Origin of the sequence: Lolliginicoccus suaedae (assembly GCF_008312885.1) — a bacterium.
GTDB classification, from domain to species: Bacteria; Actinomycetota; Actinomycetes; order Mycobacteriales; family Mycobacteriaceae; genus Lolliginicoccus; species Lolliginicoccus suaedae.
Window position 1 is genome coordinate 425,549 of sequence record NZ_VSSO01000002.1, and the last position, 26,810, is coordinate 452,358.

Here is a 26,810-nt window from a genome sequence, read left to right on the forward strand (position 1 = left end):
CGCTATTCGTTCGCTGGCAGGATCGGTGACTCCGCGAGCAGGTGCACCACGATCCATGCCGCCGCGAACGCGATGCCCCACACTGTGCCCCACAGCATCCAGATGGAGTAGGTGGCCGCGGCGAGCAGCGCGAGCTTGACGAGGATGCGGGCGGGCGGCAGGTCGTAGTAGGACCGTGGCGAGGCGTATGCCCACCACAGTGCCGCGATGAGAAGCACGGCAGCGATCGCGAGCGCTGCACCCGTCGCATCGGAGCCTCCAAGCGAGAAGGCGTACGCGCCGACCGCGACGACGGCGATGAACTCGGTGACCAGCAGGAGCAGGAGCAGCGCGCCGACAGCGGCGGTGATCAGCATGGAAGGGTTCCCTTTCGACAAGACCGGACCGGAACTCATCCGGCGTTGAGCCCAACGGTGACGAGGATCGCCCAGCCGAGCAACGCCAGCCCAGTGTCGCGCAACGTCCCGATCAGCGCCAGGCCGGTGTCCCCCGAGCGCACCGGGATGTAGGCCCGTAGGGCCATGGGAATGGCGACGAGGCCGAGGAGCGCGGCGGGATGCTGCAGCGCGAGCGGTATGCACAGCAGGAACGGCACGACCACGAGGGCAAGATACAGCCGCCGGGTGCGGCGATCCCCGAGGCGCACCGCGAGCGTCACCTTGCCCGCCACCTCATCAGTGGGGATGTCGCGCAGGTTGTTCGCCACGAGCACCGCGGTGGTCAGCGAGCCGATGCCGATCGCGCACCACAGGCCCACGAGCGTCACCGATCCGGTCTGCACGAACTCGGTGCCGAGCACCGCCACGAGCCCGAAGAACACGAACACCGCTACCTCGCCGTAGCCCAGGTAGCCATAGGGCCGGGAACCGCCGGTGTAGAACCATGCTCCGGCGACACACAGCAGCCCCACCAGCACGATCCACCAGGCGGTGGTGGCGGCGAGCACGAGACCAGCCAGCATCGCCACGCCGAAGCAAGCAAACGCGACCATCTTGACCAGCGCCGGGGCCGCGGCACCGGATCCGACCAGCCGCATGGGACCCACGCGATCATCGTCGGTGCCGCGGATTCCATCGGAGTAGTCGTTGGCGAAGTTCACCCCGAGCACCAGCGCCACCGCGACGATCAGCGCGAGCAGGGCCTTCCACCACACGACGCCGCCCACGGCGCCCGCCGCGCCGGTGCCAGCGATCACGGGGGCCAGCGCGGTCGGGAGCGTGCGCGGGCGCGCCCCCTCGATCCATTCAGCTACCGATGCCATGCCTTGATCTAATCAGCATTGGCGGGCAGGACGCAGCTTGGGCGCGCGGGGCAGGTGGCGGTGGGCCAGGGGTTGCCCGGCGACTTCCTGGCGGCTGTCTGGCGGCAAAAGCACCGGAGACCGGTAAACGCGATAGAAGCTGACCTGGGCTTCCCGCGGTTTCTATCGCGTGTGCGGCGGGCGCGGCTAGCCCCGAAGCATGAGCTGCTCGCGCAGTGCGCGCCGGTCAATCTTGCCCGGTCCACGGTGGGGGAGGGCAGTCACGATGTGGAGCTCGCGGGGAGCCGCATGCGCCCCGAGCTGAGCCGTCACATGATCGCGCACCTGCTCAAGCGTTGGCTCCGGCATGCTAGGGCGAAGGATGATCGCGACAGCAACGCGCTGTCCAAGCCGATCATCATCGAGGCCCACCACCGCGCACTCAGTGATCGCGGGATGAGTGCCGAGGGCGCGCTCGACCACTTGCGGAACCACGGTGAGACCACCACTGGTGATCGCCTCATCGAGTCGGCCGGTCACGGTGAGCGTGCCACCGCGGAGCTCGCCGGCGTCGTCGGTGCGGAACCAGCCTGGCTCGGCGAACGCGGCATGGGCGGGCGCGTTGAGATAGCCGTGCGCGAGCGTGGCACCACCGAGGACGATGCGGCCCTCGTCGATGCGCGCCTGCACGCCGTCGAGCGGGAGGCCGTCGTAGACACAGCCACCGCAGGTCTCGCTCATCCCGTAGGTCCGCACGAGGCGCGCACCCGCTGCCCGTGCTGCATCCCGGACGGCCGACGGCAATGCAGCACCCCCGACGAGAACAGCATCGAGCCCAGCGAGCGCGGCGCGGGCACGGGGTTCCTCAAGGATCTTGCGCACCTGCCCCGGCACCAGCGAGGTGTAGCAGGGGCCAGGCCCGGCGAGCATCCGTTCCGTCGTCTCGGCGAATGCCTCGGTGGAGAAGCCCCCCGCCACATCGAGAACTTCTGGCGTGGTCCCGGCGACCAGGCTTCGCAGGAGCACCTGCAGCCCCGCCACATGATGCGGAGGCAAAGCGAGCAGCCAGCGGCCCGGACCACCGAGCCGGGCATGGGTGCCCGCGATGCTGGCATGCAGAGCCGCGGGCGAGAGCATCGCGCCCTTCGGGGTGCCCGTGGTGCCGGAGGTGGCGACGACGATGGCGGTCTGCCGATCAGAAGGGAGCACGTGCCCAGCCATCGCCTCCCGCAGCCGCGAGGATACCCGCCGATCATTCTCGGGCACCGGGAGCCATGTCGCGCGGCCAGCGAGAGCCGCAGCAAGATCATCAAGAACACCCAGCGCCCCCATTCCCGCGGGTATCGGCAGGGGATCGGGAGAGGCCATGGCAATGATGCTGCCATCCGGGACGTGGCCAGGCATTCGCCGGGGGGACAGCAGGTCCTCGCAGCGATACATTGGGTATGTGGACGAGTCAGTCGCGGCAGCCATCAGCGCGCTCGATGCTGATGACCCCGCCATCGCAGCGGACGCCGAGTCCGCATGGCACGAGCTCGTCGCGCTCTCCCCGCCGGGCGGGCCCATCCAGGCCAGCGTCCAGCAGTACTGCTGGGCCACTATCCGCCGCCTCGATCTCGGTACCGAACGTGCCTGGGCGCGCAGCCAGGCCCTCGCCGACCTCCTCGACCGCATCGGCCTCGCCCGCTACGCTGCCATCGCCCGCAGCGACGAGACCCGCGACCTGCTCGCCATCGACACCGACGAGGCCTGGGAACCCGCCTTCTACGAGCGCATGCATGCATCCGGCGTCGCGCCCCCCGACACCCGCCTCGTCTCCTGGCAATCCATCTGCACCATCAGCGAGCTCGACATCATCGACCGCATCGCCGCCACCCTCGAGGTCGCCACCATCACCGACGGCTTCGCCACCACCGGACGCCCCTCGCTCAGCCGGCCCCACCGCGAATCGATCACCCACTCCGTCCTCGCCACCGGCCACGACGGCCACACACTCCTCGACGAACTGCTCGATTGCCGCATCGACCTGTGGTCCACCCTGTCGCCGACCCGCGCCGCCCTCTACGACGAGCTCGCCAGCGTCATCCATGCCGCCCGGGTCGTCCCCCTCCACGCCGCGCGCACCGCGTACCGGTACCTGCAGGAACTCGGCGAGCATCGAGGGACCAGCATCGAAGACAGTGGCGAGCGCCAGCTCCGCCTCGTCCTGCAACGACTCGGGCTCGTCCACCGCGCCCACGGGCGCACCACCCTTCGAGCACGCGCCCGCAGCCTCTCCATCGACGACGTGCTCGACACCCTCGTCCACGAGTGGATCGGAACCCGCTACGCGCCCGAGGCCATCATCGCCGAAGCACTCATGATCTCGCTGGCCAGCACCGCCCGCGGCACCACCACCATGGACGCGCACTTCCTCGCCGACGCGCTCCTCACCGAGGAAGGCTGGCACGACGGCATCAGCGAAGCACCTGTGCGGGCCGCCTCGCGCACCCTCGGCAAGCTCCGCCACGAGCTCGAGGCACTCGGCATCCTCCATCCCGGAGAGTCGCAGCCCGACAGCATCGCTGTCATCTTCGCCTGCGCCGTGCTCCGCGCCCGCCTGCTGCACGCCCGTTACCCGCGCGGGCGGGAGGAGTAGCGGGTTAGGGCCGCGCCGCCAGTGGAAACTATTCCCGCCTCAACCGGGAAGAGTTTCCATTCGCGGGACCATCCCCGGCAGCGCAACCCCTAAGCCCTTCACCCAGTGATCTGGTCGACGAGCCGGGTGACGAGGGCGAGCATCTCGGTGAGCGAGATCATGGCGAGGCGCTCGCGGGCGCGGTCGGTGACGCCGTGGAGGATGAGCTCGCCCGGGCCGGTGTCGATGCTGGTGAGCCGGAGTCCGTGGGGGAGGTCGGGGATGGTGACGGCGAAGGGCCGGATGCGGTGGGCGAGGGGGAGGCTGCGCTGCCAGAGGTGGATGCCCACGGGGTCGAGGTAGATGACGGATTCGCCGGCGGTGGCGCGGAGCTCGATGTGGCCGAGCAGGGGACGGCGGGCCCATCGGGCGTGGATGCGTCCGCGGTCGGTGATGGTGACGTCGATGTCGGGGGCTACTTGCTTGACCCAGTGGTGCACTTCGGTGCTGGTGACGGTGATGCGGAGGTCTACGCGCTCCGCGACGAGGTAGGGGGCGGGCAGGGAGCGGAGCCGGACGCCGCGGCAGATGACTTGCACCTGGTGGAGGGTGGTGGATCGCCAGCGGACGTGGTTGGCGGTGAGGCGGATCTCGCTGAGGGAGCCGGTGGCGAGGTCGAGGGTGCGGAGGTTGCTGCTGATCTCGACGGGTGTGAAGGCGACGTCGATGCTGCCGCTGCGGAGGGTGAGGCGCCTGCCGAGGAGGCGGTCGGTGGCGATGCGCACGATGAGCTCGAGGAGCTGCCCGGGGGTGGTGGGCACGGGTGGGCGCAGTGATTTGCCGAGCGCGAGCAGCCGGTCCAGCTCTCGCTTCGGCAGCCATTCGCCGAAGAGTCGCGGGCCGCTCATGGGGTAAGTATGGCGGCTCTAGGTGGCGGGGCTCGCGGGTGGCCGCTGATCGCGGCGCAGGGGATGGTCGGCGGGGATCTCGACGAGCACGATGGGGGTGCCATCAGGGTCGGTTGTCCACATCTCGATGAGACCCCAGGGCTCGGTGCGGGCCTCGCGGGTGATGGTGGCGCCGCGCTCCTCGAGCTGGCGGGTGGTTTCGGCCAGCGACCGGACCTGGAGCCAGAGCGCTCCGCCGAATGTTCCGGCGCAGGGGTCGTGGCCGTGGGCGGCGATCTCGATGAGGCTCTGCCCGGCGAAGAGGACGGTGCCGCCGGGGTACTCGCGGTAGGTGGCTAGCCCCAGGACGTCCCGGTAGAACCGCAGCGTCGCGGCGGGGTCGCGGGGGCGCAGGATGATGCGGCTGCTCAGGATGTCCATGGGGCCAGCCTCCTCTGCTAGTGGCGGTTGGGTCGGCGGACTCCGGCACATTCGCCGGCCAGCTTGGAGAGCGCGCCAGTGACGTGGCGGAGGAGTGTATCGCGATTGTAGTGGATGCCGACACTGGCGGTGGCGCGCCTTTTCGTGTCCCTGGCGCTCGTTCGGGAGGTGCAATCAGGTTCACAGCCAGAGCCTTGGGGGGGAACTCTTGGGATACCAGTCCGGGTGGTGTCGAGATGCTCGAACGTATCGGTCGACGCGGTTCAGCAGCCAGTCGGATTGTGCGCGAGCGTCGGTGGTCCCGGGCTTGCCCGGCGCGTCGCCCGGCAGGCACGGTTACACGCCGCTGAAGCCGCCTACCTGCGACTTCGGCAGTTGGGCGAGCCTCGATGGATCTGACGAGCTTGTCCTTCGGATTGAGGACTGCTTGGCGAGGTAGCAGTCAGGGACCACGGCGATCAACGTCGGCTCGGCCTTCCGATGAGCGTAATCCTTGCTGCGGGTCAGGACAGTGATAGCCCGCTGTCGTTGCCTGTCTCTGGTGGCGCGCGTAGGCGCCCATTCTGGCGGGCCGGTCAGGCATCGCTAGGCCTGGGGCAGGAGGCTACAGCCCGTTGAGCTCGACCATGGCGTTTCCCTTCGGGTATGGGCTCTGGGTTCCACAAGAGCTCAGGTGCCGCTTGCTGGAAAACCGCTTCACGCTATCCGCAGCCTGTTGCGGTACCGCAGATTATGCGGTAACATGCTGGATGTTCAGCCCATGAGGGTAAATCTCGGGACTTCGCGAGTCGCGGTCGCCAAGCTCCGACTAGACCGCGCATCAGCCCCAACGCGTCTTGCGGGGTGATTCGAATTTGGTTGCCAGTCGGCGGCGAGGCAACCGCGCCCGCCTGGTGCGGGCATCACACGCTAGGGGGCTCGCTATGTGTGCTCATCATCAGTCCGTGGGTGATGCTGGCCGGTCCAAGGGCTCGGCTTCTGGCAATACCTCGGAATACGCCCTATGGAAGATGCGCGTCTATGGCCTCATGAGCGAGCGGGAGTTCGACAAGTACTACACCAGTGACGGCCGTAGGCGCCCCTGCGACGGGGACGGCAATCCAATTGTGCCCACCGGGGCCGAGCGTGCGGCCGAGCGTGCCGCTAAAAGCGCTGGGCAGCTCGCGAAGGAAGGGCGAGCGAGGGCGAGGCGGGTCGCCATCCACGAGTTCAAGATGGCTTGGATGGACCTCGATAAGCGAGACCGGATGCAAGTCGCTGATCTCGCCCGGCCGCATCCGCATGCCCGCTACGCGCAGTACTTGGCTGGTGCCACCGTGCAGGAAAGGGCTGATCTCGAGGCGGCCCAGAAGCAAGAGATCAAGGATCTGGAGCGAGCGCAGCAGATGGTTCGCGATGAATCGTTCGCGCAGTTCTATGACTGGCTGGATCGCCAGTGGCCACATGATGAAGGTCTCGAGGGTTGAGCATGCTGCGCCAATCCCGAAGGGGTCGCGCTTCTCGTGAGCGCCGCCTTGCCTCTTGGGCTTGCCGACGCCGACGGCGCGCAGTTAGTGCGTATCCGCAAAATATGCGATAGTATGGGGCATGTCCACTCCCTATGAGCGCATCCGCGCTGAACTTGCTGACGCCGAAAGGTCTGGCCCGGCCACCGCGCTGACGCATCTGCGCGCAGTTCTCGATGAAGTCAGTCAGCTCATCGACGAGCAGCTCGCCGATGCGGTGGTCGACGAGGGGCTCTCCCTGCGAGCTGCGGCGAGCAAGATCAGGCTGACCGAGAACGCGGTCGGCCCCCGGCTGGCGCGCACTGCCAGGCTTTCCGCCTACGCCCACGAGGGTCGTGTCAACGCCAAGAGCGTGATGCGTGCCCGCTACGACAAGGAAACCGGCATCGCCCCGCCGCCTCCGCGCAATATCGAGCGCAAGCCAATGACGTTCAAGCCGCGCCGCCCCACCTCCTAGTTTCTCTGTGAAAGGCTCCTGATGCCCAACCCCGACAGAACTCTGCTCATCTTCCTGCTTGATCGCTCTGGTTCGATGCAGTCCATCAAGCCCGATATCGAGGGCGGGTTCGCGGCCTTCATTGATGAGCAGCGCAACGCAGCGGGGGAGTGCACTGCGACCCTCGCGCAGTTCGATCGCAGCTACGAGGTCGTCTTCGAGAACGTCCCGATCGCCGAGGTCCCGCCCCTGGACTTGCGTCCGCGGGGCAGTACGGCGCTCCTCGATGCCATGGGCACCTTGATCACCAGTGCTCGCGAACAGATCGAGAACCAGCCAGAGAGCCAGCGTCCCGGCACGGTCGTGGTCGCGGTGATGACTGATGGCCATGAAAATGCGAGCCAGGAATGGACGAGGCCTGCGATCCGCAGCCTCGTTGAGCAGCAGACCCGGGAGCTAGGCTGGGAGTTCCTCTACATGGGTGCCGACCAGGATGCGGTTGAGGTCGGCACGGGGCTGGGCTTCAAGCGCGAGCAATCCATTACCTATGGCAGGTCGAAAGCACGTGATGTGATGGCGGAGAGTTCCCGCAAGATCCGTCGCTACCGCGCGGAGAAGACCCACAATCCCGACGCGATGATCGATGGCTTCACCGGCGCGGAACGCGCCGACCTCGCCGAGGACTAGCCGAGACCCCTCGGCCGCGAAGCCCTGAACTGCTAGAACATATTCCCGCTAGTAGTACCAGGGGAACGGGGACCAGTCGGGCGCCCGCTTCTCGAGGAACGCGTCGCGTCCTTCGACGGCTTCGTCGGTCATGTAGCCGAGCCGGGTGGTCTCGCCGGCGAAGATCTGCTGGCCGACCAGGCCGTCGTCGACGGCGTTGAACGCGAACTTGAGCATGCGGATGGCGGTGGGGGACTTGCCGAGGATCTCGCCGGCCCATTCGAGGGCGGTGTCCTCGAGCTGGTCGTGGTCGATGACGGCGTTGACGGCGCCCATGCGGTGCATTTCCTCGGCGGTGTAGGCGCGGCCGAGGAAGAAGATCTCGCGGGCGTTCTTCTGGCCGGTCTGGCGGGCGAGGTAGGCGGAGCCGTATCCGGCGTCGAAGCTGCCGACGTCGGCGTCGGTCTGCTTGAACCGGGCGTGCTCGCGGCTGGCGAGGGTGAGGTCGCAGACGACGTGCAGGCTGTGGCCGCCGCCTGCTGCCCAGCCGTTGACGAGGCAGATGACGACCTTGGGCATGAAGCGGATGAGGCGCTGGACCTCAAGGATGTGAAGGCGTCCGGCGCGGGCCTTGTCGACGGTGTCGGCGGTGTCGCCGCTGGCGTACTGGTAGCCGGTGCGGCCGCGGATGCGCTGGTCGCCGCCGGAGCAGAAGGCCCAGCCGCCGTCCTTGGCGCTGGGGCCGTTGCCGGTGAGCAGGACGACGCCGACGTCGCCGGACATGCGGGCGTGGTCGAGGACGCGGTACAGCTCGTCGACGGTGTGCGGGCGGAACGCGTTGCGTACTTCGGGGCGGTCGAAGGCGACGCGCACCACGCCCTGGCGGGCTCCATCGCGGACGTGCCGGTGGTAGGTGATGTCGGTCAGGTCGTCGAATCCGGGTACGGGCTCCCACAGCGCTTCGTTGAACGTCACGGTCCCGAGCATAGGCGGTGCCCGCGCGGGGGAACGGGATTGGGGGCGGTGAATCTGGCGCGGAACGGCGTGGCGGGGCGCGCATGATCGCATACTGGGGAGGGAGTTTCCGGGGCGACGGTGAGGACTGGTCCGATGGCCTATGTCATTACGCGATCCTGCTGCAATGATGCGTCGTGCGTGCCAGCGTGCCCGGTCGATTGCATCCATCCCGCGCTGACGGATCCGCTGTTCGCTAAGGCCGAGATGCTGTATATCGAGCCGGATGCGTGCATCGATTGCGGCGCCTGCGTCGATGAGTGCCCGGTGTCGGCGATCTTCCCGGAGGATTCGCTGCCGGTGGAGCAGGAGTCGTTCATCGACATCAACGCCGCATACTTCGACCGGCACCCTTATGGCGCGGAGCCGACGAGGCCGGAGCGCCCGCCTGCGCTGCGATTCGCCCCGGGGCCGCTGCGCGTCGCGATCGTCGGCACGGGGCCGGCCGGGCTGTACCTGGCGGAGCAGTTGCTCGGCCTCGGCGGGGTGGAGGTGGAACTGTTCGATCGGTTGCCCACTCCGTTCGGTCTGATGCGGGCGGGCATCGCCCCCGATCACGCTGATACGCAGCAGATCGTGGAGATGTTCGCGCCGCTGCTCGGCAAGCCGGCGCTGGGCCTGCACCTGGACGTGGAGATCGGCACTCATCTGGCGCACGAGGATCTGCTCGCCCATCATCACGCCGTGGTGTACGCGGTGGGCGCGGGCTCGCCGCGACAGCTGGGCATCGAGGGGGAGGGGCTGCCGGGCAGCGTGGCGGCCACTGATTTCGTGGCCTGGTACAACGGGCATCCTGATCATGCCGGTGACCGCTACCGTCTCGAGGGGGACACCGCGATCGTTATTGGCACCGGGAACGTCGCGCTCGATGTTGCCCGCATCCTCGCGATCCGTCCCGAAGCGCTCGAAGGAACCGATATCGCCGATCATGCGCTGGAGGAGCTGCGGCGCAGCAGCATCCGCGAGGTGGTGGTGCTGGGTCGTCGTGGCCTGCTGGATTCCGCGTTCACCCTGCCGGAGCTCGTGGGCATGGGCAACGCCGCCGGGGCTTCGGTCCTCATCGATCCGGCGGACACCGAGGTGGACGCGGCGACGGCGGAGTGGTTGCGGCGCGAGGCCGAGCCGGAGGTGGCGCAGAAGCTCGATGTGGCCCGCCAGCACGCGCGGCGCCCGCCGTCCGAGGGCGATCGCACCGTTCGTTTCCAGTACCACACCACGCCGCTGCGGATCCTCGGCGACAACCATGTGACTGGTATCGAGGTGCGCGAGCACCGGCCCGGCGAGGAGCCGCGCGATCGGATCATCGACGCGTCACTGGTGCTGCGTGCCGTTGGGTACCAGCCTGCACCGCCGCCGGGCCTCCCCCTCGATGCCAGCACCGGCCTCGCCGCGCACAAGCATGGACGGGTGGACGCGATGCCGGGGGCCTATCTGGTGGGCTGGGCGAAGCGTGGCCCGCGCGGGCCGCTCGGATACAACCGCGCCGATGCCATCGACACCATGCGGTCGATCGTCGATGATGCGGCCTCCGGGGCCCTCGACAGGCCCGTGGGGGGCCGGGAGCAGCTCGTCGCGTTGCTCGCGGAACGTCGGCCCGGTGCGATCGGGCTGCCGGGCTGGCGGGCCATCGACGACGCGGAGAAGACCGGAGCGCGGGGGAGCGGACGCCCCCGGAGCAAGTTCACCACCTGGGACGCGCTGCGCGAGGCCGCCCGTGCGTCCCACTGAGTAGCGCTTACAGTGGCGAGCATGGACGCACCTGCCTTGCCCGGACTTGCCGAGCTGCGCGGCAGCGCGCGCGTGGTGTCGCTCCCGCTGCGGGTGCGCTTCCGCGGCATCGAGCATCGCGAGGCGCTGCTCATCGAGGGCCCGCACGGCTGGGGGGAGTTCGCGCCGTTCCCCGAGTACCCGGACGAGGAGGCAGCGACCTGGCTGGCAGCGGCCATCTCCGCGGCCTGGCAGCCCCCGCCCAGTGCGCTGCGCTCCGCCATCCCCGTCAACGCCACCGTTCCCGCGGTGCCCGCTGCTGACGTGCCCGCAGTGCTCGCTCGGTTCCCCGGAGCCACCACCGCCAAAGTAAAGGTCGCCGAGCGTGGCCAGGTCCTCGCTGATGATCTCGCCCGTGTCGCGGCGGTGCGCGAGCTCGTGCCCACCGTGCGCATCGATGCCAACGGTGCCTGGACGGTGGAGGAAGCAACGGCCGCGATCGAGCAGCTCGGTGAGCTCGAGTACGTCGAGCAGCCCTGCCGCACGGTCGAGGAGCTCGCCACCCTGCGTGGCCGCGTGGACGTGCCGATCGCCGCCGACGAGAGCATCCGCCGCGCGTCCGATCCGCTACGGGTCGCCCGGATGCGGGCCGCCGACATCGCCGTCATCAAGGTCTCGCCGCTCGGTGGCCCGGCCCGGGTCCTCGGTATCGCGGAGCATCTTGCCGCAGCCGGGATGCGCGTGGTGGTCTCCAGCGCCATCGACACGGCTGTCGGCATCGGTGCCGGTCTCGCCACCGCGGCTGCCCTGCCCGAGCTGCATCATGCGTGCGGCCTGGCCACCTCCCGGTTGCTGCTCGACGATGTGGCCGAACCACCGGCCTGGACCGCTGGCGCCATGCTGGCCGAGCGGCCCGTGCCGGACCCTGCCGCGCTCAGCCGGCTCGCGCCCTCCCCCGAGCGGCAGCAGTGGTGGCTCGACCGCCTCGACCGGTGCCATCGGCTCCTCGCCGAGCGCCCGGCGGCTGCCGTCTAGGCCTCTAGCCCGCTGCCGGAGGGGCGGGGCGCGGCACCTCGCGCGTGTCCATCCCCACGCCCCACTCGGTGCCACCCAGCCTGCTCAGCGGGGCTAGCGCCTGGCTGGCGGGAAGGCCATCCTCGTCGAGGGCGCGGCTGTTCACGGTGACGAACACCACCCGGCCGAGCACGAGGAACGAATCGCCGATCTCGATGATCCGCTCGCGCACGCACTCGACGCTGACGGGCGCGTGCAGCACCCGCGGCGGGGCGACGCGCACGCTGGGCTCTAGGGCGATATCGAGCTTGTCGAACTCGCTCTCGCCTGCGCCGTACGAGGCCGCGCTGGCATTGACCTGATCGAGCATGGGCTGCGAGGCGAGGTTGACGACGAACTCGCCGGTCTCGGTGACGTTGCGGACGCTGTCCTTGTGGCCGACCGAGCAGAACTGCACGATCGGCGGCCGCGTGCTCGCGATGGTGAAGAAGCTGTAGGGCGCGAGGTTGTCCACCCCGTCGGCGGACCGGGTGGAGACCCAGGCGATGGGCCGCGGCACCACGGTGGCGGTCAGCAGCTGGTATACCCGGTCGGGATCCATGAGGACGGGGTCGAAATGTGTGCGCACGCCTGCCATCGTTGCACTCTCGGCGGGCCATGTCAGCCGGGGCGGGTGCCCAAGCGTGCCCGGTAGGCCGCGCGGTGCCGCGAAATCTGACACCCTGGAGTCGTGAACCCGTCCACTGCCCAGGCCAGTGCTGTCGTCGATGAGCTCGTCCGCGGCGGCGTCCGCGACGTCGTGCTGTGCCCGGGATCCCGCAACGCGCCACTGGCATTCGCGCTCCATGCCGCCGAGGTGGCGGGCCGCATCAGGATGCACGTGCGTATCGATGAGCGCACCGCCGGCTTCCTCGCCATCGGCTTGTCGCTGGGCTCCGGCCTCCCTGTTCCGGTGGTGATGACCTCGGGCACGGCCGTGGCGAACCTCACGCCCGCGGTGTTCGAGGCCAACTACGCGCGCGTCCCGATGATCGTGCTGAGCGCGAACCGGCCCTACGAGATGCTCGGCACCGGTGCCAACCAGACGGTGGAGCAGCTCGGCATGTTCAACGAGCAGGTGCGCGCGTGCATCAGCCTGGGCATCGCGGAGGAGGATCGGGACCAGAACAGCCAGTGGCGCTCGGCGGTGTGCCGGGTGCTGGCCGCCGCGCGAGGGGACCGCACCGGCAACGCGGGGCCGGTGCAGTTCGACCTACCGCTGCGCGAGCCGCTGGTGCCGGAGATCGATGGCGGAGAGGCGCCTCCCGGGCGTCCCGGTGGCGCGCCGTGGACAAGCACTCCCCGTGCCCTGCTCGATGTGCCGCTGCCGATCGATGTCTCTCTGGACACGATCGTCGTGGCGGGCCACGGCTCGGGCGAGCATCCCGAGCTCGAGGGATTGCCGACGGTCACCGAGCCCACGGCGCGGCACGTGCCTGGCGGGATCGAGGTGCATCCCTACGCGCTCGGTGAGCTGCATCCGCAGCAGGCCATCATCACGGGACGCCCCACCCTGCATCGCTCGGTCTCGCGGCTCCTCGCGGATCCGCGGGTCGCCGTCCACGCGCTCACGACGGGGCCGCGCTGGCCCGACATCTCGGGCAACCTGACCGCGGCGGGCACCCGCGCGGTGCTCTCGGGAACGCCACGGCATGCTTTTCTCGAGCAGTGCCGGGAGCTCTCCGAGCGGGCGCGGGTCGCGATGCGGCGCGAGCTCGCGAACCATCCCAAGCCGACTGGCCTGCACGTGGCTGATGCGATCATTGGCGCGGCGCGGCCGGGGGACCTGCTGGTGGTGGGCGCGTCCAACCCGGTGCGCGATGTGGCGCTCGCCGGCCCGGTTCCCGAGCACGTCCGCGTGGTATCCAACCGTGGTGTCGCCGGCATCGATGGCACCGTCTCCACTGCGGTGGGGGCTGCTCTCTCGCATGGTGGCCGGGCCATCGCGCTGCTCGGCGATCTGACGTTCCTGCATGACAGCTCCGGGCTGCTGCTCGGTCCGCACGAGCCGAGGCCGGAGGACCTGACCATCGTGGTCGCCAATGACGATGGGGGCGGCATCTTCGAGCTGCTCGAGCAGGGCGATCCGGTCTACGCGGGCGCGTTCGAGCGGATCTTCGGCACACCGCATGGCGTCAATGCCAAGGCGCTGTGCGAGGCGTACAACATCCCCTACCAGCAGCCGGAGCTCGAGCAGCTCGGCGCTGTCCTGGCCGAGGGCGCGGCCGAGGCGGGCGGCGTGCGCATCGTGGAGGTCCGCACGGACCGGTCGGGCCTGCGGGAGCTGCATAGCGCGATCCGCGCGACCGTCGCCCGCTAGCGGATACGCTGCTCATCGTGAGGTATCGGATGCTGCGGCGGGCCAGGCGGGCAGTGCTCCTGCTGGCCGGGGGGATCACTCTGCTCGCGGTGATCCTCGTGGTGGGCGCGTGGCGCAACGACATGATCATCGAATCGGACATGGGGGTCGCCACCGCAGAGGTCCTCTCGGCAGGGGTGCGGCGTTCCGCGGTCATCTTCAGCACTCCCGACGGCGTGCTGCACAATCCCAGGCTGGGCGTGCTGTACCCGACGGACCTGGTGGTGGGCCAGCGCATCGAGGTCGAGTACGCGCGCAGTGATCCTGACCTGGTGCGTGTCGCGGGCCGGGATGCCCGGGTAGCGATCATGCCGGCCGCGTCCATCGCGCTCATCGCCTGGTTGATCGCCGCGCTGCCGCTCTGGTACATCCGGCGCGAGTTACGGCGATCTGAACATCTCGGGCACGAGAGGCGACGCAGCGCCGAGACCTTCAACTGAGATTCTCTTGCTGGTCATGGCGCGCTTGTCTGGTCGCCGTTCACCTCGTTCACGCTTCAGCTATGCGTATTGCGATCGTGTCCGAATCCTTCCTGCCGAACGTCAACGGTGTGACCAACTCGGTGCTCCGCGTCCTCGAGCATCTCAAGCGAAACGGCCATGACGCGATCGTGATCGCGCCCGGCGCCGTTGGCGACGAGGTGCCCGTGCACGAGTACGAGGGCTTCCCGGTGCTGCATGTGCCCGCGGTGATGGTGCCGATGGTCACCTCGCTGCCCGTGGGCCTGCCGCAGCCGTGGATCACCGAGGCCCTGCGCGAGTTCGACCCCGACGTGATTCATCTCGCCTCGCCGTTCCTGCTGGGCGCGGGCGGCATCGGTGCTGCTCGCCGGCTCGGCGTGCCCGCGGTGGCGATCTTCCAGACCGATGTCGCGGGCTTCGCCGACAGCTATGGGCTGGGCCTGACCGCGCGGGCCGCCTGGGGCTGGACGCGCCGCATCCACCGCGCCTGCGACCGGACGCTCGCGCCGTCCAGCGCATCAGTGCGCGATCTCGAGAAGCATGGTGTTCCCCGGGTGCACCGGTGGGGCAGGGGAGTGGACATCGAGCGGTTCTCGCCCACGCGCCGCGACGGCGAGCTGCGCGAGCAGTGGACGCCGGAGGGCAAGCTCATCGTCGGGTTCGTGGGCCGGCTGGCCCCGGAGAAGCACGTCGAGCGGCTCGCGGTCCTCAGCGGCCGCGATGATGTGCAGGTCGTCATCGTGGGCGATGGGCCGGACCGGCCCAAGCTGCAGCGGCTGATGCTTGACGCGGTCTTCACCGGGCAGCTCGGCGGCCTCGAGCTCGCCCGGGCGTACGCGAGCTTCGACATGTTCGTCCACACCGGCGAGCACGAGACGTTCTGCCAGGCTATCCAGGAGGCCCTGGCCAGCGGCATCCCGGTGATCGGGCCGGATGCTGGCGGGCCCAAGGACCTCATCGCGCATGCCCGCACGGGATTCCTGCTGCCCGTGCCGAGCTTCGAGGAGGTCCTGCCCGGCGCGGTGGAGACCTTCCTCGACCCGATGGCCCGGTCCCAGTTCGGCCGGGCTGCGCGCCGCTCGGTGCTGCAGCGGACCTGGCCGGCGATCTGCGACGAGCTGCTCGGACACTACGCGGATGCCGCGGGAATCGGGGCGGCGCAGCTCCCCGCTACCGCATGACATCGTGTTCCACGAACGGGTAGGTTCGTCTAGGTGACCAACGTGCAGAGTTCCCGCGCCACCCTCGACAAGGACCCCCGCGAGGTCGCGTCGATGTTCGATGGGGTGGCCAGGCGCTATGACATCACCAATACGGTGCTGTCGTTCGGGCAGGACAGCCTGTGGCGCCGGGCCACGCGGCGGGCGCTCGGTCTCGCGCCGGGCGAGTCCGTGCTGGACCTCGCGGCGGGCACGGGAGTGTCCACCGTGGAGCTGTCCCGGTCGGGAGCCTGGGTCGTGGCGACGGACTTCTCGAAGGGCATGCTGCAGGCCGGTGCCGGGCGGCGCGTGCCGATGGTCGCCGGTGACGCCTTGCGCTTGCCGTTCCGGGACGAGGTGTTCGACGCGGTGACGATCTCGTTCGGGCTGCGTAACGTAGCCGATGTGGATCAGGCCCTCGCGGAGCTGCGCCGGGTGACGCGGCCCGGTGGCCGGATGGTGGTGTGCGAGTTCTCCGCTCCGGTGGTTCCAGTGCTGCGGACCGCCTACATGGAGTACCTGATGAAGGCGTTGCCCGCGGTGGCGCGCTCGGTCAGCTCCAACCCGGATGCCTATGTCTACCTGGCCGAATCGATCCGCGCCTGGCCGGATCAAAAGGCCCTGGCGGAGCGGATAGCGGGTGCCGGGTGGCGGGATTCGCAGTGGCGGAACCTGACGGGTGGCATCGTGGCGCTGCATCGCGCCGTGCGCTAGCCGGGCCTTGCTGGCGAGCCGGTGCTTCACCTGGCGTAGTAGATGTGACATTCTGTCCCAGTAATGTTTGGCTGGCGCGCCGCGCCGGGACAGGAGGCAACAGTCATGCCAGGACCGCTCCACGGGATTCGCGTCATCGAGATGGCCGGGCTCGCCCCCGGCCCGTTCGGCTGCATGATCCTCGCCGACCTCGGCGCTGACGTGCTGCGCATCGAGCGCGCCGGCGGCGGTGGCGGGCTCGTTCCGCCGCAGGGCCCCCTCGACCGCGGCAAGAACACCCTCTCCCTCGACCTCAAGAGCGAAGCAGGCAAGAACACGCTCCTCGAGCTCTGCGAGGCTGCCGACGTGTTCGTGGAGGGCTACCGGCCGGGGGTGGCCGAGCGCCTCGGCATCGGCCCCGCCGACCTCCACGCGCGCAACCCCCGCCTCATCTACGGGCGCATCACCGGCTGGGGCCAGGACGGCCCGCTCGCGCCCCGCGCAGGGCATGACATCAACTACGCCGCCGTCTCTGGCGCGCTCGACCTCCTCGGCAGGGCGGGCGAGAAGCCGACGCCGCCGGTCAATCTCCTCGCTGACTTCGCCGGCGGCGGGATGCTCCTCGCGCTCGGGATCCTCGCCGCGCTGCACGAGCGCAACACCTCAGGACAGGGCCAGGTCATCGACGCCGCAATGGTCGACGGATCAGCCCTGATGACCACCTTCCTCCATGGAATGCGCGCCAACGGCCTCTGGAACGGCCCGCGCGGCACCAACCTCCTCGACACCGGCGCGCCCTGCTACGACACCTACGCCACCGCGGACGGCAAGCACATGGCCGTTGGGGCGCTCGAGCCCCAGTTCCACGCTGAGCTCATCGCCCGGCTCGGCATCGACGACGAGGACCTGCCCTTCCACCTCGACCCGACCGGCTGGCCGCAGTGGCGCGAGACCCTCGCTAAGGCATTCCTGCAGCGCACCCAGGCCGAGTGGACCGAGATCTTCGCCGAGAGCGATGCCTGCGTCTCGCCCGTCGTTGATGCGTGGGAAGCACACCACCACCCGCACAACGCCGCCCGCGGCACCTACGTCGAGATCGACGGGGTCACCCAGCCCGCCCCGGCCCCCCGGTTCAGCCGGACCTCGCTCGACACCCCCGCCGCCCCTAGCGACACCCTGCCGGACGGCTACCTCGCCAGCTGGGGGATCACCAGCGACTAGCCGCTACCGCCCTACTGGCCTAGTTCTCCAGCAGGGGCCGGATATCGCCGGTGATCTCGCCAAGCGGCGCCTCACGATCCAGCGTCACCCCGAGATCGCGCAGCGCACCGCTGATCACATCGAGCGCAGCGCTGCTGAGCACGTCCGCGAGCTCGCTGGTCGGCAACCTGCCCTCGCCGTGGTGCAGCCATTGATTGACCGCGCCATCCACGAGACCGACGAGCCCGAACGAGACTGCCTCCGCACGGTCCCCGGGGAGGTCCAGCGTGGCCAGGCCCGCCGCGACCACATCGGTCACATAGAGGCCGAAGGCAGTCTTCACCCCATCCAGCGATTGCGCTGCACGGGCGGGGCGCTTCGGGCCAGTGGAGAGGAACTGGTGCAGGTTGGGGTGCGCCGCTATCCACTCCACATACGTGTGGATGGCGCGATTGATGGCGAAGTCCACTGATCCCTCGGGCACGAGGGCTGGCGCGAGGGTCTCCATCATCGAGGAGACGATGTGCGCGCGCACCTGCTCATCGAGGTCGGTGCGCTCCCGGAAGAGCCGGTACACCACCGAGCGGGGGAGCCGCGCGTACTCCGCGATCTGCTGCACCCCTACATCAGAGCCCTCCGCGTCGATAGCGCGCAGCGCGGAATCCAGCACGATCTTGCGCCGGGCCGCCTTGTGGTCCTCCCAGCGCAGGCTGCGTCCGTCGACCGGCTGCTCGGGAGCGTCCGAGCCTTCGGCTCCGCTTGTCATATCGGTCGCGGACGTCGCATGGGACGAGCCAGTCGAGGTCGAATCGGGGGCGGAAGGACCAGGGGCGGGGGAATCACTTGCTCGGGACACGTGTCCAGCTTACTTCGGGCCGGGGACCGCGCTCGGCGAGACATGTCTCAATCAGCCCGTTCCATCAGGTGCATCGCTCGCGCGTTCGCTACGGTGTTCACATGGTGGATGACATCCACGGCAACCCGAGCGACAGAATGGGCACGAGCATCGTGAATAGTGACGACGCAGCATCACGCGACGATCAGGTCGTCGCTGGGATCGATCTTGGTGACGCCCAGATCGCCGGGGTCGTGCGCAGTGGCCTCGAGTCCGTGGAGAAGCTTCTCATCGACGAGCTGTCCGATGGCGAGGAGTTCCTCACCGAGACCGCTCTCTATCTCGCTCGTGCCGGGGGCAAGCGATTCCGTCCGCTCTTCACCATTCTGTGCGGGCAGCTCGGGCCCGAGCCGGACGAGCACTCCATCACCACAGCGGCCACCGTTGTCGAGATGGTCCACCTCGCCACCCTCTACCACGATGACGTCATGGACGAGGCCAAGATGCGGCGCGGCGCGGTGAGCGCCAACGCGCGGTGGAGCAACAGCATCGCGATCCTCGCCGGGGACTATCTCTTCGCGCACTCGTCCCGGTTGCTCTCGACGCTCGGCCCGGATGCGGTCCGCGTCATCGCCGAGACATTCGCCGAGCTGGTCACCGGCCAGATGCGCGAGACCGTGGGCGCGCCACCCGCCCAGGACAAGGTCCAGCACTACCTCAAGGTGATCCGGGAGAAGACCGCGTCGCTGCTCGCCGCGAGCGGCAAGTTCGGCGGCACGTTCTCGGGCGGCACGAGCGAGCAGATCGATCGGCTCGAGCGGATCGGGGACGCGGTGGGCATGGCCTTCCAGATCTGCGACGACATCATCGACATCGCCTCCGTCTCGGCGAAGTCTGGCAAGACCCCGGGGACCGACCTGCGCGAGGGCGTCCTCACCCTGCCCATGCTGTACGCGCTCGATCAGCAGGGCGGCGACGGCGATCGGCTGCGCGAGCTGCTCGCCGGCCCGATCACCGACGACGACCTCGTCGAGGAGGCGCTGGGCCTGCTGCGCGCCTCCGAGGGCATGTCGCGGGCCCGCGCGGATCTTGCCGCCTACGCCGATATCGCGCGCACCGAGCTTGCTGAGTTCCCTGGCTCGGCCGCGCGCACGGCGCTGCTGCGGGTCATCGACTACACCGCGAGCCGCGTGGGCTAGATCACCGACAGCCGAGCCCGCCCGGGGAACCCAGGGCGGGTGCTTGTTCGTTCCCACAGTGTCAGTACTGCTCTGGTGGAGGAATGAGTCATGACCGGTCACGCGAATGGACTCAAGACCGCCATGCTGCTCGGCGGCATGTCCGCGCTCATCATCTTCATCGGGTCGCTCTTCGGCAACGCCACGATTCTCTGGATCGCGGTGCTCGTGGCGATAGGGATGAACGGCTTCGCCTACTTCAAGAGCGACACGCTCGCCCTGCGCGCCATGCGGGCACGGCCGGTCAGCGAGTTCGAGCAGCCCGCCATGCATCGCATCGTCCGGGAGCTCGCCACGGTCGCGCAGCAACCCATGCCGCGCCTCTACATCAGTCCCACCGTGGCCCCAAACGCCTTCGCGACGGGACGCAATCCACGCAATGCTGCCGTGTGCTGCACCGAGGGGATCCTGCACCTGCTCGACGAGCGCGAGCTGCGCGCCGTCCTCGGCCATGAGCTCGCTCATGTCTACAACCGGGACATCCTGATCTCGTCGGTGGCCGGGGCGATGGCCAGCATCATCTCCGGACTGGCCAACCTAGCGATCTTCGCCTCGATCTTCGGCGGGGGTGATGATGACGACGCGAACCCGATGGGTTTGCTGCTCATCGCGCTGCTTGGCCCGATCGCCGCGGGGATCATCCAGATGGCCGTATCGCGTTCCCGTGAATTCGAGGCCGATGAATCCGGCGCTCGCCTCACTGGCGATCCGTTGGCCCTCGCCGCGGCCCTGCGCAAGATCGAGAGAGGGGTCGCGGCCGCGCCGCTGCCCCCCGAGCCGCGCCTGGCCTCGGAATCCCACTTGATGATCGCGAGCCCGTTCCGCGCCGGGGAGCGCCTCGTGGGGCTGTTCGCCTCCCATCCTCCGATGGCCGAGCGCATCGCGCGGCTCGAGCGCATGGCGTGGGATCAGCGATAGTTCACGAACTGCAGCGCCACCTCGAAGTCCGAGTCCTTCAGCAGCGCGATCACGGCCTGCAAGTCGTCGCGCTTCTTGCTGGATACGCGCAGCTCCTCGCCCTGGACCTGGACCTTCACGCCCTTGGGGCCCTCGTCGCGGATCTTCTTCGAGATCTTCTTGGCATGCTCCTGGGCGATGCCCTCCACCAGGGAGCCGGTGATCTTGAACCCCTTGCCTGATGGGATCGGATCGACCGGCTTGAATGCCTTCATCGAGATGCCGCGGCGGACGAGCTTCTCGCGGAAGACCTCGAGGATCGCCTTGACCCGCTCCTCGCTGCTCGCCGAGAGCACGATGGCTTCCTCGCCCGACCAGGCGATCGACGCATCGGTGCCGCGGAAGTCATAGCGGTTCGCGATCTCCTTCGCGGCCTGGTTCAGCGCATTGTCCATTTCCTGGCGGTCCAGCTTGCTCACGATGTCGAACGATGAATCAGCCATGTTCTCCTCCAGCCTTGTCGAACCCGCGGATGTGCGCACCCACCATAAGCCAGTGATGCGCGGCGCGCGGCCAACCACCGGTGGCCCGGGGGATCACCAGCACCGCCGGACCCGATTTGCATAAGGCATACCCTTTCGATGTATTGTGCCTTCACACGGTGCGCCCACCCCGGAGTGGAACGCGGCGTGTGAACGGCAGGTTGCCCGAGCGGCCAAAGGGAGCGGACTGTAAATCCGTCGGCATCGCCTACGAAGGTTCGAATCCTTCACCTGCCACACCCAAGGACCCAGGAACAGCACATGTTCCTGGGTCCTTTCTTGCATCTCCAGGCTTGCTGCGTGCCCGGCCAGCTGTGCGCGAAGCAGTCGCGCCGCAGGGCCCGGCGGTGGGATCCTGGCTCTATCGAGCGTGTCGTCATCGCGATGAGCAGCGAGTTTGTGCATGGGGCGAGAATCTGTGTACCCTCTTGGAGGCTTCAACGCATGGGGCTCGTGGACCTCGTCGGACCGCGACCATCTATGTGCCGGAGCTCGTGCCCCCTTAGCTCAGTCGGCAGAGCGTTTCCATGGTAAGGAAAAGGTCAACGGTTCGATTCCGTTAGGGGGCTCACTCAACAGTGGGTTTCCCGGTCTATCTTCACCACGGTCCGGGCAAGGCGGTGTAGCTCAGTCGGTAGAGCAAGCGGCTCATAATCGCTGTGTCGCCGGTTCAAGTCCGGCCACCGCTACTGCGCAAGGCATGAAAACGGAGGGGCAGGCTGCCAAGGCCTGCCCCTCCGTTGCTTTTCGTGGCCTGCCGCTAGCGGTGGCTGGCATGGGGCTCCGGATCCCGTCACATTTCGTGGACAGGCCGCGCCCATCCACGAACAACGGGACCAAACGTGGATAAGGTGCATGCACGCATGTTTTTCCGTGATGCGGTGTCCGTCAACGAGGTGGTGAGCAGAGTGGCCTTCACAGCAGACAGTGTCGGCGCGAAGTACCGCATGGCCAACTTCTACGAGGTAGGCCAGGAGAAGATCCGCGAGTTCGCGGTCGCGGTGCAGGACGACCATCCCGCGCACTTCTCCGAGGAGGCGGCGCGCGATCTCGGGCACGATGCGCTCATCGCTCCCGTGACCTTCGCTTCCGTGCTGGGGGTCATCACCACGCTCGAGATGTTCGAGCACTATGGGTGGTCATCGGATCTGCGCAACATCATGCAGACCGACCAGCGGTTCGTATTCCACCGGCCCATCGTCGCGGGTGACCGGTTGCGGGGCGAGACGTGCATCGAGTCCTTCCGGCACATGGCGGGCAACGATGTGATCGCCACGGCGAACTACTTGCTCGACGACAAGGACGAGATCGTGCAAACGACCTACACGACATTGATCCGCCGGGACGATATCGGGGCGGGGGGCGAGCTGTGATGGGCGCGCCAGGCGAAGCCCGTCCCACGCTGGCGACGGTGACCGAGGGCATGGAGCTGCCGCCGCGGGAGTACCGGGTGACCCGCTCGGACCTCGTGCGCTATGCCGGGGTGTCCGGGGATCTCAACCCGATCCACTGGAGCGACGCGACCGCGAGCTCGGTAGGGCTGCGCAGCGTCGTCGCGCACGGCATGCTGTCGATGGGGATCGGCGGCACCTACATCACCTCCTGGCTCGGTGATCCCACCGCCGTGGTCGAGTACGCCGTGCGGTTCACCAGCCCCGTGTTCGTGCCCGATGACGGCGTCGGTGGAGCCATCGAGTTCTCCGGCAAGGTCAAGTCGGTGGACGCGGACGAGGGCACGGCGGTCATCGCGCTCGTCGCTAAGTCGGAGGGCCGCCGCATCTTTGGCCGAGCGGCAGCCACGGTGCGGCTCGCTGCGGAGTGACGCCCACGCGATTGTGACGGATCGCAGATCGTCAAGTACACTCAACAACCTGTGGCTAGAGCGTGGCGCGCCGCCCTATAGGTGGCGCGTTGCTCATGGTCATCCAGAGGTGCACGGCACCGAAGGGGCGTAGCTCAACTGGCAGAGCAGCGGTCTCCAAAACCGCAGGTTGCAGGTTCAAGTCCTGTCGCCCCTGCTGCGACGGTCAGCGACGGAAGGATTCACGTGTGAGTGAGCAGCCAGGTCGACGGGCTGACGGGGAAGAGAACGATCCCCGATCTGCTGGTTCGACCGAATCCGGTGGGGCCCCGCGCCCGACCGGCAAGCGAGCAGCTCGATCGCAGGGATCCAGCCCGAGCAACGCTGTTGAGACCGCTGGTTCGCCGTCAGGGACCGAGGCGCGAGAGAACCCGTTCCAGCTGATCGCGCGGTTCATTCGTGAGGTGATCTCGGAGCTCCGCAAGGTCATCTGGCCCAACCGGAAGCAGATGGTCACCTACACGATCGTGGTGTTCATCTTCCTCTTCTTCATGGTCGGGCTGATCTTCGGCCTGGATCAGGTCTTCTCCCGCGGGGTCCTCTGGCTGTACGGGTAGCCTGGAGCCGTGACCGGATCCCGGCAACAGATGAGGATCCGGTGCCGCCCGGCCCGGAAGCGGACAGAGATTGCGTGACTTTAGAGAGGAAGCGAGTAGCCCAGTGAGCGCCCCGGAGAACGATGCAGTGAACCTCCCAGGCGAGGATGACGTGGTGACCGATCAAACGGACACCATCGTCGACGAGCCGGAGCAGGATCCTGTCGAAGAGCTCAAGGCGAAGCTTCGCCGTGCCGAGGGCGAATGGTACGTCGTGCATTCCTACGCCGGTTACGAGAACAAGGTGAAGACCAACCTTGAGACTCGCGTGCAGAACCTCGATGCGGGTGACTACATCTTCCAGATCGAGGTGCCCACCGAGGAAGTCACCGAGATCAAGAACGGGCAGAAGAAGCAGGTAAACCGCAAGATCTTGCCTGGCTACATCCTGGTCCGCATGATTCTCAATGACGAGGCGTGGGGTGTTGTCCGCAACACCCCCGGCGTGACCGGTTTCGTCGGTGCTACACCGTCCCGGCCGTCGCCGATCACCATCAACGAGGTAGTGAAGTTCCTGCTCCCGCCGCAGGCCCGCAAGAAGCCCGCCGGCGCAGGATCCTCCCACTCCTCGGACGACACCGGGTTCGCGCCGAAGCCCACGATCGAGGTCGATTTCGAGATCGGGGAGTCGGTCACCGTCATGGATGGGCCGTTCGCGACCCTGCCCGCCAGTATTTCCGAAGTTAATGTCGAGCAGCAGAAACTCAAGGTGCTCGTCTCCATCTTCGGACGCGAGACCCCGGTTGAGCTTGGGTTCAACCAGGTCTCGAAGCTCTAGCTTCACGGCCATGTTGATCGGCGCAGTAGCAAACCAGTCCAGCAAGGCTTGCGCTACTGCGCCGTAGTGGCGTGAGAATCAGGAAAACACCGAACAGTTCAGGGAAGTCGAGATGCCCCCCAAGAAGAAGAAGAAGCTCACTGGAGTAATCAAGCTCCAGATCCAGGCCGGCCAGGCCAACCCGGCACCGCCGATCGGCCCTGCCCTCGGTCAGCACGGCGTGAACATCATGGAGTTCTGCAAGGCCTACAACGCGGCCACCGAGTCGCAGCGCGGCAACGTGATCCCCGTCGAGATCTCCGTGTACGAAGATCGTTCATTCGACTTCAAGCTCAAGACGCCGCCTGCCGCGAAGCTCCTGCTCAAGGCCGCCGGAGTCCAGAAGGGCTCGCCGACCCCGCACAAGGACAAGGTCGCCAAGGTCACCTGGGACCAGGTCCGCGAGATCGCGAAGACCAAGCAGGAAGATCTCAACGCCATGGATATCGATCAGGCAGCGAAGATCATCGCCGGCACCGCGCGATCGATGGGCATCACCGTCGAGTGATTCCCGCGGCGAATCCATGCCTCGCGCTAGCTGACGGGGCGCCTGGATCGCTGCACCTGCACGAACTCCAGACATAAATCAAGACAGTGGGAGGACCAAGCGCTGGTCCGCACCACGACTGACCTAGCCGATGCTCTCGGCACGATTGGACAGACATGGCAAAGCGCAGCAAGGCGTATCTCGCCGCTAGCGAGAAGATCGATCAGACAAAGCTGTACACCCCCGTGGAGGCCATCGAGCTCGCCCGCGAGACTGGCTCGAAGAACTTCGATGCCACCGTTGAGGTCGCCATCCGCCTCGGTGTCGATCCCCGCAAGGCGGACCAGATGGTGCGTGGCACCGTCAGCCTGCCCCACGGCACCGGCAAGACCGTCCGCGTGATTGTCTTCGCCGCTGGCGAGAAGGCGAACGAGGCCGAGGCCGCCGGAGCCGACGCAGTCGGCGCGGAGGACCTCATCGAACGGATCCAGGGCGGCTGGCTCGACTTCGATGCCGCTATCGCCACCCCGGACCAGATGGCCAAGGTCGGGCGCATCGCCCGCATCCTCGGTCCCCGCGGACTCATGCCGAACCCGAAGACCGGCACCGTCACCATGGATGTCGCGAAGGCCGTCACCGACATTAAGGGCGGCAAGATCAGCTTCCGCGTGGACAAGCAGTCCAACCTGCACTTCATCGTGGGCAAGACTTCCTTCGATGATCGCAAGCTGGTGGAGAACTATGCTGCCGCGCTCGACGAGGTCCTGCGCGCGAAGCCGTCCGCGGCCAAGGGACGCTACATGAAGAAGGTCACCGTCTCGACGACCACCGGACCGGGCATCCCGGTGGATCCCTCCAAGACCCGGAACCTTCTCGGCGAAGACTGAGCTGTTCGCATCACGGTGCCCCGCTAGCCATCGGCTGGCGGGGCACCGCGCGTTGGTAGGGCAGGCCAGCGATAGTGTGCGGGCCGCAGGTCGGTCAACCGCAAAAGCACCGGATACTGCCAAACGCGATAGAAATCGCGCGAGTTCTCGCGTGGCTTCTATCGCGTTTGCGCCCCTGGGCCCCGCGCGGTCTCCCCGGCAGGGCTCCCTAGCTCGCCCTAGCAGTGGCCGCGAGTATCTCCCCGGCTATGCGCGGTACGAGGGACGGTGGCAGGTCATGGCCCATGCCGTCGATGATCGTCAGCCGGGCATCGGGGATCGCGCGAGCAACAGCGCGTCCCGACCGGAGCCGGACCAGCGGGTCAGCAGAACCGTGGATCACCGTCGTCGGTGCCGTGACAGCACGGGCGTAATCGCGCAGCGAGCCCGTGCCGAGCACTGCCGCGAACTGCCGCACCATGCCAGCGGGGTAGTGGCTCCGCTGCACCTGCTCGAGCGCGAGCGCGCTGAGCTCCTCCGCGGACCGGGGATAGCCGGGGCCCGAGAGCGCGCGGAAGGTGCGCACCGATCGCTCGACGAGCTGCTCGGTCGTGGGGTTCTTCGGTGGGGGAGCGAGGAGAGCGCGGAGCGCCGTGGGCGTCGGGGGTGGCAGGAACGGCTCGTTGGTCGAGGAGAAGATGATGGTCGCCGAGTGGATCCGTTCGGGGTTCCGGGCGGCGAGCACCTGGGTGATCATCCCGCCCATGGAGGCCCCGACGACGTGGGCACGCTCGATGCCGAGCGAGTCAAGCAGCCGGCGCGTGTCCTCGGCCATGTCGACGAGCGTGTAGGGAACGTCGCTGGGCCTGCCGAGCTGGCTGCGCAGGATCCGCCCGAGGAACGCGCCTTCCACGCGGGTGCCGTCGAGCTTGGTGGAGAGCCCGATATCGCGGTTGTCGAACCGGATCACCCGGAAGCCCTTCTGGGCGAGGGTGGTGCAGAGCTGGTGCGGCCAGAGGGTCAGCTGCGCGCCGAACCCCATGATCAGCAGGATCGGTGTCCCGTCCTCGGGCCCGTGCTCCTCGTATGCCAGGCGCAGGTCTCCGGCTTCAGCGAAGCCGGACCTCGTGGGAAGCTCGGTCGTCATGGTCGCGATCCTAGCGCGATGGCCGGGGTGATTTGGTACCGGCAGC

General features: G+C 68.0%; 29 protein-coding genes and 4 tRNA genes. 23 read left to right on the forward strand and 10 right to left on the reverse strand.

What is annotated here, in order from left to right; genetic code table 11:
* Nucleotides 1–2: 2 nt before the first annotated feature.
* The 3 genes from FXO18_RS07655 to menE form a co-directional block, all read right to left on the reverse strand.
* Complete coding sequence (locus tag FXO18_RS07655) at nucleotides 3–356, reverse strand: DUF2568 domain-containing protein (RefSeq protein WP_187774244.1); 354 nt, start codon at nucleotides 354–356, stop codon at nucleotides 3–5.
* Between the two features lie 35 nt (nucleotides 357–391).
* Nucleotides 392–1,261, reverse strand: coding sequence for a 1,4-dihydroxy-2-naphthoate polyprenyltransferase (locus FXO18_RS07660; protein WP_149360484.1), 870 nt, complete (start codon nucleotides 1,259–1,261; stop codon nucleotides 392–394).
* Between the two features lie 186 nt (nucleotides 1,262–1,447).
* Nucleotides 1,448–2,608, reverse strand: a complete 1,161-nt coding sequence (menE, locus tag FXO18_RS07665; protein WP_149360485.1) for an o-succinylbenzoate--CoA ligase — start codon at nucleotides 2,606–2,608, stop codon at nucleotides 1,448–1,450.
* Between the two features lie 79 nt (nucleotides 2,609–2,687).
* Here menE and FXO18_RS07670 point away from each other — a divergent pair, with 79 nt between their 5' ends.
* Nucleotides 2,688–3,878, forward strand: a complete 1,191-nt coding sequence (locus tag FXO18_RS07670; RefSeq protein WP_149360486.1) for a hypothetical protein — start codon at nucleotides 2,688–2,690, stop codon at nucleotides 3,876–3,878.
* A 98-nt stretch (nucleotides 3,879–3,976) separates the two neighbouring features.
* Here the strand turns inward: FXO18_RS07670 and FXO18_RS07675 are convergent, their stop codons facing one another.
* Entirely contained in the window at nucleotides 3,977–4,765 is a 789-nt protein-coding gene (locus FXO18_RS07675; protein WP_149360487.1) for an LmeA family phospholipid-binding protein, read from the reverse strand.
* Between the two features lie 18 nt (nucleotides 4,766–4,783).
* The gene (locus FXO18_RS07680; protein ID WP_149360488.1) at nucleotides 4,784–5,185 is read right to left on the reverse strand and encodes a VOC family protein; all 402 of its coding nucleotides are present in this window, start codon (nucleotides 5,183–5,185) and stop codon (nucleotides 4,784–4,786) included.
* Between the two features lie 944 nt (nucleotides 5,186–6,129).
* Here FXO18_RS07680 and FXO18_RS07685 point away from each other — a divergent pair.
* The 3 genes from FXO18_RS07685 (at nucleotide 6,130) to FXO18_RS07695 (ending at nucleotide 7,813) form a co-directional block, all read left to right on the forward strand.
* Nucleotides 6,130–6,651, forward strand: coding sequence for a hypothetical protein (locus tag FXO18_RS07685; RefSeq protein WP_149360489.1), 522 nt, complete (start codon nucleotides 6,130–6,132; stop codon nucleotides 6,649–6,651).
* A gap of 121 nt (nucleotides 6,652–6,772) precedes the next feature.
* Entirely contained in the window at nucleotides 6,773–7,147 is a 375-nt protein-coding gene (locus tag FXO18_RS07690; RefSeq protein WP_149360490.1) for a hypothetical protein, read from the forward strand.
* Between the two features lie 21 nt (nucleotides 7,148–7,168).
* The gene (locus FXO18_RS07695; RefSeq protein WP_149360491.1) at nucleotides 7,169–7,813 is read left to right on the forward strand and encodes a vWA domain-containing protein; all 645 of its coding nucleotides are present in this window, start codon (nucleotides 7,169–7,171) and stop codon (nucleotides 7,811–7,813) included.
* A gap of 48 nt (nucleotides 7,814–7,861) precedes the next feature.
* On the opposite strand, the gene FXO18_RS07700 is transcribed toward FXO18_RS07695, so the two are convergent.
* Complete coding sequence (locus FXO18_RS07700; RefSeq protein ID WP_149360492.1) at nucleotides 7,862–8,779, reverse strand: 1,4-dihydroxy-2-naphthoyl-CoA synthase; 918 nt, start codon at nucleotides 8,777–8,779, stop codon at nucleotides 7,862–7,864.
* Nucleotides 8,780–8,902: 123 nt separating this feature from the next.
* Here FXO18_RS07700 and FXO18_RS07705 point away from each other — a divergent pair, with 123 nt between their 5' ends.
* Both FXO18_RS07705 and FXO18_RS07710 read left to right on the forward strand, forming a co-directional pair.
* On the forward strand, nucleotides 8,903–10,534 hold the full coding sequence (locus FXO18_RS07705) for a 4Fe-4S binding protein (RefSeq protein ID WP_149360493.1): 1,632 nt from the start codon (nucleotides 8,903–8,905) through the stop codon (nucleotides 10,532–10,534).
* A 21-nt stretch (nucleotides 10,535–10,555) separates the two neighbouring features.
* Nucleotides 10,556–11,548 carry an o-succinylbenzoate synthase gene (locus tag FXO18_RS07710; RefSeq protein ID WP_149360494.1) on the forward strand — a complete coding sequence of 331 codons (993 nt, stop codon included), beginning with the start codon at nucleotides 10,556–10,558 and terminating at the stop codon, nucleotides 11,546–11,548.
* A gap of 4 nt (nucleotides 11,549–11,552) precedes the next feature.
* On the opposite strand, the gene FXO18_RS07715 is transcribed toward FXO18_RS07710, so the two are convergent.
* Nucleotides 11,553–12,164: a flavin reductase family protein gene (locus FXO18_RS07715; protein WP_149360495.1), complete on the reverse strand. Its 612-nt coding sequence runs from the start codon at nucleotides 12,162–12,164 to the stop codon at nucleotides 11,553–11,555.
* Nucleotides 12,165–12,257: 93 nt separating this feature from the next.
* Here FXO18_RS07715 and menD point away from each other — a divergent pair, with 93 nt between their 5' ends.
* From menD to FXO18_RS07740, 5 genes are all read left to right on the forward strand, one after another.
* A complete protein-coding gene (menD, locus tag FXO18_RS07720; RefSeq protein WP_149360496.1) occupies nucleotides 12,258–13,886 on the forward strand; it encodes a 2-succinyl-5-enolpyruvyl-6-hydroxy-3-cyclohexene-1-carboxylic-acid synthase in 1,629 nt (542 codons plus the stop codon).
* Between the two features lie 29 nt (nucleotides 13,887–13,915).
* Nucleotides 13,916–14,365, forward strand: coding sequence for a DUF3592 domain-containing protein (locus FXO18_RS07725; protein WP_149360798.1), 450 nt, complete (start codon nucleotides 13,916–13,918; stop codon nucleotides 14,363–14,365).
* A gap of 62 nt (nucleotides 14,366–14,427) precedes the next feature.
* Complete coding sequence (locus tag FXO18_RS07730) at nucleotides 14,428–15,567, forward strand: glycosyltransferase family 4 protein (protein WP_149360497.1); 1,140 nt, start codon at nucleotides 14,428–14,430, stop codon at nucleotides 15,565–15,567.
* 33 nt (nucleotides 15,568–15,600) lie between these two features.
* Complete coding sequence (locus FXO18_RS07735; RefSeq protein ID WP_149360498.1) at nucleotides 15,601–16,299, forward strand: demethylmenaquinone methyltransferase; 699 nt, start codon at nucleotides 15,601–15,603, stop codon at nucleotides 16,297–16,299.
* A gap of 105 nt (nucleotides 16,300–16,404) precedes the next feature.
* Entirely contained in the window at nucleotides 16,405–17,499 is a 1,095-nt protein-coding gene (locus tag FXO18_RS07740; RefSeq protein WP_149360499.1) for a CaiB/BaiF CoA transferase family protein, read from the forward strand.
* A gap of 19 nt (nucleotides 17,500–17,518) precedes the next feature.
* On the opposite strand, the gene FXO18_RS07745 is transcribed toward FXO18_RS07740, so the two are convergent.
* On the reverse strand, nucleotides 17,519–18,244 hold the full coding sequence (locus FXO18_RS07745; RefSeq protein ID WP_149360500.1) for a TetR/AcrR family transcriptional regulator: 726 nt from the start codon (nucleotides 18,242–18,244) through the stop codon (nucleotides 17,519–17,521).
* 227 nt (nucleotides 18,245–18,471) lie between these two features.
* Between FXO18_RS07745 and FXO18_RS07750 the strand changes: the two genes are divergently transcribed.
* Both FXO18_RS07750 and htpX read left to right on the forward strand, forming a co-directional pair.
* Entirely contained in the window at nucleotides 18,472–19,512 is a 1,041-nt protein-coding gene (locus FXO18_RS07750; protein ID WP_149360799.1) for a polyprenyl synthetase family protein, read from the forward strand.
* Nucleotides 19,513–19,602: 90 nt separating this feature from the next.
* The gene (gene htpX, locus FXO18_RS07755) at nucleotides 19,603–20,469 is read left to right on the forward strand and encodes a zinc metalloprotease HtpX (RefSeq protein WP_149360501.1); all 867 of its coding nucleotides are present in this window, start codon (nucleotides 19,603–19,605) and stop codon (nucleotides 20,467–20,469) included.
* Here the strand turns inward: htpX and FXO18_RS07760 are convergent.
* The gene (locus FXO18_RS07760) at nucleotides 20,460–20,951 is read right to left on the reverse strand and encodes a YajQ family cyclic di-GMP-binding protein (RefSeq protein WP_149360502.1); all 492 of its coding nucleotides are present in this window, start codon (nucleotides 20,949–20,951) and stop codon (nucleotides 20,460–20,462) included. The genes htpX and FXO18_RS07760 overlap by 10 nt on opposite strands.
* 194 nt (nucleotides 20,952–21,145) lie before the next feature.
* Here FXO18_RS07760 and FXO18_RS07765 point away from each other — a divergent pair.
* The 10 genes from FXO18_RS07765 to rplA all read left to right on the forward strand — a co-directional run bounded on the left by FXO18_RS07765 (nucleotide 21,146) and on the right by rplA (nucleotide 25,638).
* Nucleotides 21,146–21,227, forward strand: a tRNA-Tyr gene (locus FXO18_RS07765).
* Between the two features lie 259 nt (nucleotides 21,228–21,486).
* Nucleotides 21,487–21,559, forward strand: a tRNA-Thr gene (locus tag FXO18_RS07770).
* A 47-nt stretch (nucleotides 21,560–21,606) separates the two neighbouring features.
* Nucleotides 21,607–21,679: transfer RNA gene (locus FXO18_RS07775), tRNA-Met, on the forward strand.
* Nucleotides 21,680–21,898: 219 nt separating this feature from the next.
* A complete protein-coding gene (gene hadA, locus FXO18_RS07780; RefSeq protein ID WP_187774278.1) occupies nucleotides 21,899–22,363 on the forward strand; it encodes a (3R)-hydroxyacyl-ACP dehydratase subunit HadA in 465 nt (154 codons plus the stop codon).
* A gap of 38 nt (nucleotides 22,364–22,401) precedes the next feature.
* Nucleotides 22,402–22,812 (forward strand): MaoC/PaaZ C-terminal domain-containing protein, encoded by a 411-nt coding sequence (locus FXO18_RS07785; RefSeq protein ID WP_235900529.1) that lies wholly within the window; start codon nucleotides 22,402–22,404, stop codon nucleotides 22,810–22,812.
* Between the two features lie 123 nt (nucleotides 22,813–22,935).
* Nucleotides 22,936–23,008, forward strand: a tRNA-Trp gene (locus FXO18_RS07790).
* Nucleotides 23,009–23,039: 31 nt separating this feature from the next.
* Nucleotides 23,040–23,408 (forward strand): preprotein translocase subunit SecE, encoded by a 369-nt coding sequence (gene secE, locus FXO18_RS16160; RefSeq protein WP_149360505.1) that lies wholly within the window; start codon nucleotides 23,040–23,042, stop codon nucleotides 23,406–23,408.
* Nucleotides 23,409–23,535: 127 nt separating this feature from the next.
* Entirely contained in the window at nucleotides 23,536–24,225 is a 690-nt protein-coding gene (gene nusG / locus FXO18_RS07800; protein ID WP_407936455.1) for a transcription termination/antitermination protein NusG, read from the forward strand.
* A 112-nt stretch (nucleotides 24,226–24,337) separates the two neighbouring features.
* The gene (rplK, locus tag FXO18_RS07805) at nucleotides 24,338–24,772 is read left to right on the forward strand and encodes a 50S ribosomal protein L11 (protein ID WP_149360507.1); all 435 of its coding nucleotides are present in this window, start codon (nucleotides 24,338–24,340) and stop codon (nucleotides 24,770–24,772) included.
* 155 nt (nucleotides 24,773–24,927) lie between these two features.
* The gene (gene rplA, locus FXO18_RS07810) at nucleotides 24,928–25,638 is read left to right on the forward strand and encodes a 50S ribosomal protein L1 (RefSeq protein WP_149360508.1); all 711 of its coding nucleotides are present in this window, start codon (nucleotides 24,928–24,930) and stop codon (nucleotides 25,636–25,638) included.
* Between the two features lie 208 nt (nucleotides 25,639–25,846).
* On the opposite strand, the gene FXO18_RS07815 is transcribed toward rplA, so the two are convergent.
* A complete protein-coding gene (locus FXO18_RS07815) occupies nucleotides 25,847–26,764 on the reverse strand; it encodes an alpha/beta fold hydrolase (RefSeq protein ID WP_149360509.1) in 918 nt (305 codons plus the stop codon).
* Nucleotides 26,765–26,810: the final 46 nt, after the last annotated feature.

What these genes read in the sequence shown, in the direction of transcription:
- FXO18_RS07655 (WP_187774244.1), bottom strand. Translation starts at nt 356, where the DNA reads ATGCTGATCACCGCCGCTGTCGGCGCGCTGCTCCTGCTCCTGCTGGTC.
- FXO18_RS07660 (WP_149360484.1), bottom strand. Translation starts at nt 1,261, where the DNA reads ATGGCATCGGTAGCTGAATGGATCGAGGGGGCGCGCCCGCGCACGCTC.
- menE (WP_149360485.1), bottom strand. Translation starts at nt 2,608, where the DNA reads ATGGCCTCTCCCGATCCCCTGCCGATACCCGCGGGAATGGGGGCGCTG.
- FXO18_RS07675 (WP_149360487.1), bottom strand. Translation starts at nt 4,765, where the DNA reads ATGAGCGGCCCGCGACTCTTCGGCGAATGGCTGCCGAAGCGAGAGCTG.
- FXO18_RS07680 (WP_149360488.1), bottom strand. Translation starts at nt 5,185, where the DNA reads ATGGACATCCTGAGCAGCCGCATCATCCTGCGCCCCCGCGACCCCGCC.
- FXO18_RS07690 (WP_149360490.1), top strand. Translation starts at nt 6,773, where the DNA reads ATGTCCACTCCCTATGAGCGCATCCGCGCTGAACTTGCTGACGCCGAA.
- FXO18_RS07695 (WP_149360491.1), top strand. Translation starts at nt 7,169, where the DNA reads ATGCCCAACCCCGACAGAACTCTGCTCATCTTCCTGCTTGATCGCTCT.
- FXO18_RS07700 (WP_149360492.1), bottom strand. Translation starts at nt 8,779, where the DNA reads ATGCTCGGGACCGTGACGTTCAACGAAGCGCTGTGGGAGCCCGTACCC.
- FXO18_RS07705 (WP_149360493.1), top strand. Translation starts at nt 8,903, where the DNA reads ATGGCCTATGTCATTACGCGATCCTGCTGCAATGATGCGTCGTGCGTG.
- FXO18_RS07710 (WP_149360494.1), top strand. Translation starts at nt 10,556, where the DNA reads ATGGACGCACCTGCCTTGCCCGGACTTGCCGAGCTGCGCGGCAGCGCG.
- FXO18_RS07715 (WP_149360495.1), bottom strand. Translation starts at nt 12,164, where the DNA reads ATGGCAGGCGTGCGCACACATTTCGACCCCGTCCTCATGGATCCCGAC.
- FXO18_RS07725 (WP_149360798.1), top strand. Translation starts at nt 13,916, where the DNA reads ATGCTGCGGCGGGCCAGGCGGGCAGTGCTCCTGCTGGCCGGGGGGATC.
- FXO18_RS07730 (WP_149360497.1), top strand. Translation starts at nt 14,428, where the DNA reads ATGCGTATTGCGATCGTGTCCGAATCCTTCCTGCCGAACGTCAACGGT.
- FXO18_RS07740 (WP_149360499.1), top strand. Translation starts at nt 16,405, where the DNA reads ATGCCAGGACCGCTCCACGGGATTCGCGTCATCGAGATGGCCGGGCTC.
- FXO18_RS07745 (WP_149360500.1), bottom strand. Translation starts at nt 18,244, where the DNA reads ATGACAAGCGGAGCCGAAGGCTCGGACGCTCCCGAGCAGCCGGTCGAC.
- FXO18_RS07750 (WP_149360799.1), top strand. Translation starts at nt 18,472, where the DNA reads ATGGGCACGAGCATCGTGAATAGTGACGACGCAGCATCACGCGACGAT.
- htpX (WP_149360501.1), top strand. Translation starts at nt 19,603, where the DNA reads ATGACCGGTCACGCGAATGGACTCAAGACCGCCATGCTGCTCGGCGGC.
- FXO18_RS07760 (WP_149360502.1), bottom strand. Translation starts at nt 20,951, where the DNA reads ATGGCTGATTCATCGTTCGACATCGTGAGCAAGCTGGACCGCCAGGAA.
- rplK (WP_149360507.1), top strand. Translation starts at nt 24,338, where the DNA reads ATGCCCCCCAAGAAGAAGAAGAAGCTCACTGGAGTAATCAAGCTCCAG.
- rplA (WP_149360508.1), top strand. Translation starts at nt 24,928, where the DNA reads ATGGCAAAGCGCAGCAAGGCGTATCTCGCCGCTAGCGAGAAGATCGAT.
- FXO18_RS07815 (WP_149360509.1), bottom strand. Translation starts at nt 26,764, where the DNA reads ATGACGACCGAGCTTCCCACGAGGTCCGGCTTCGCTGAAGCCGGAGAC.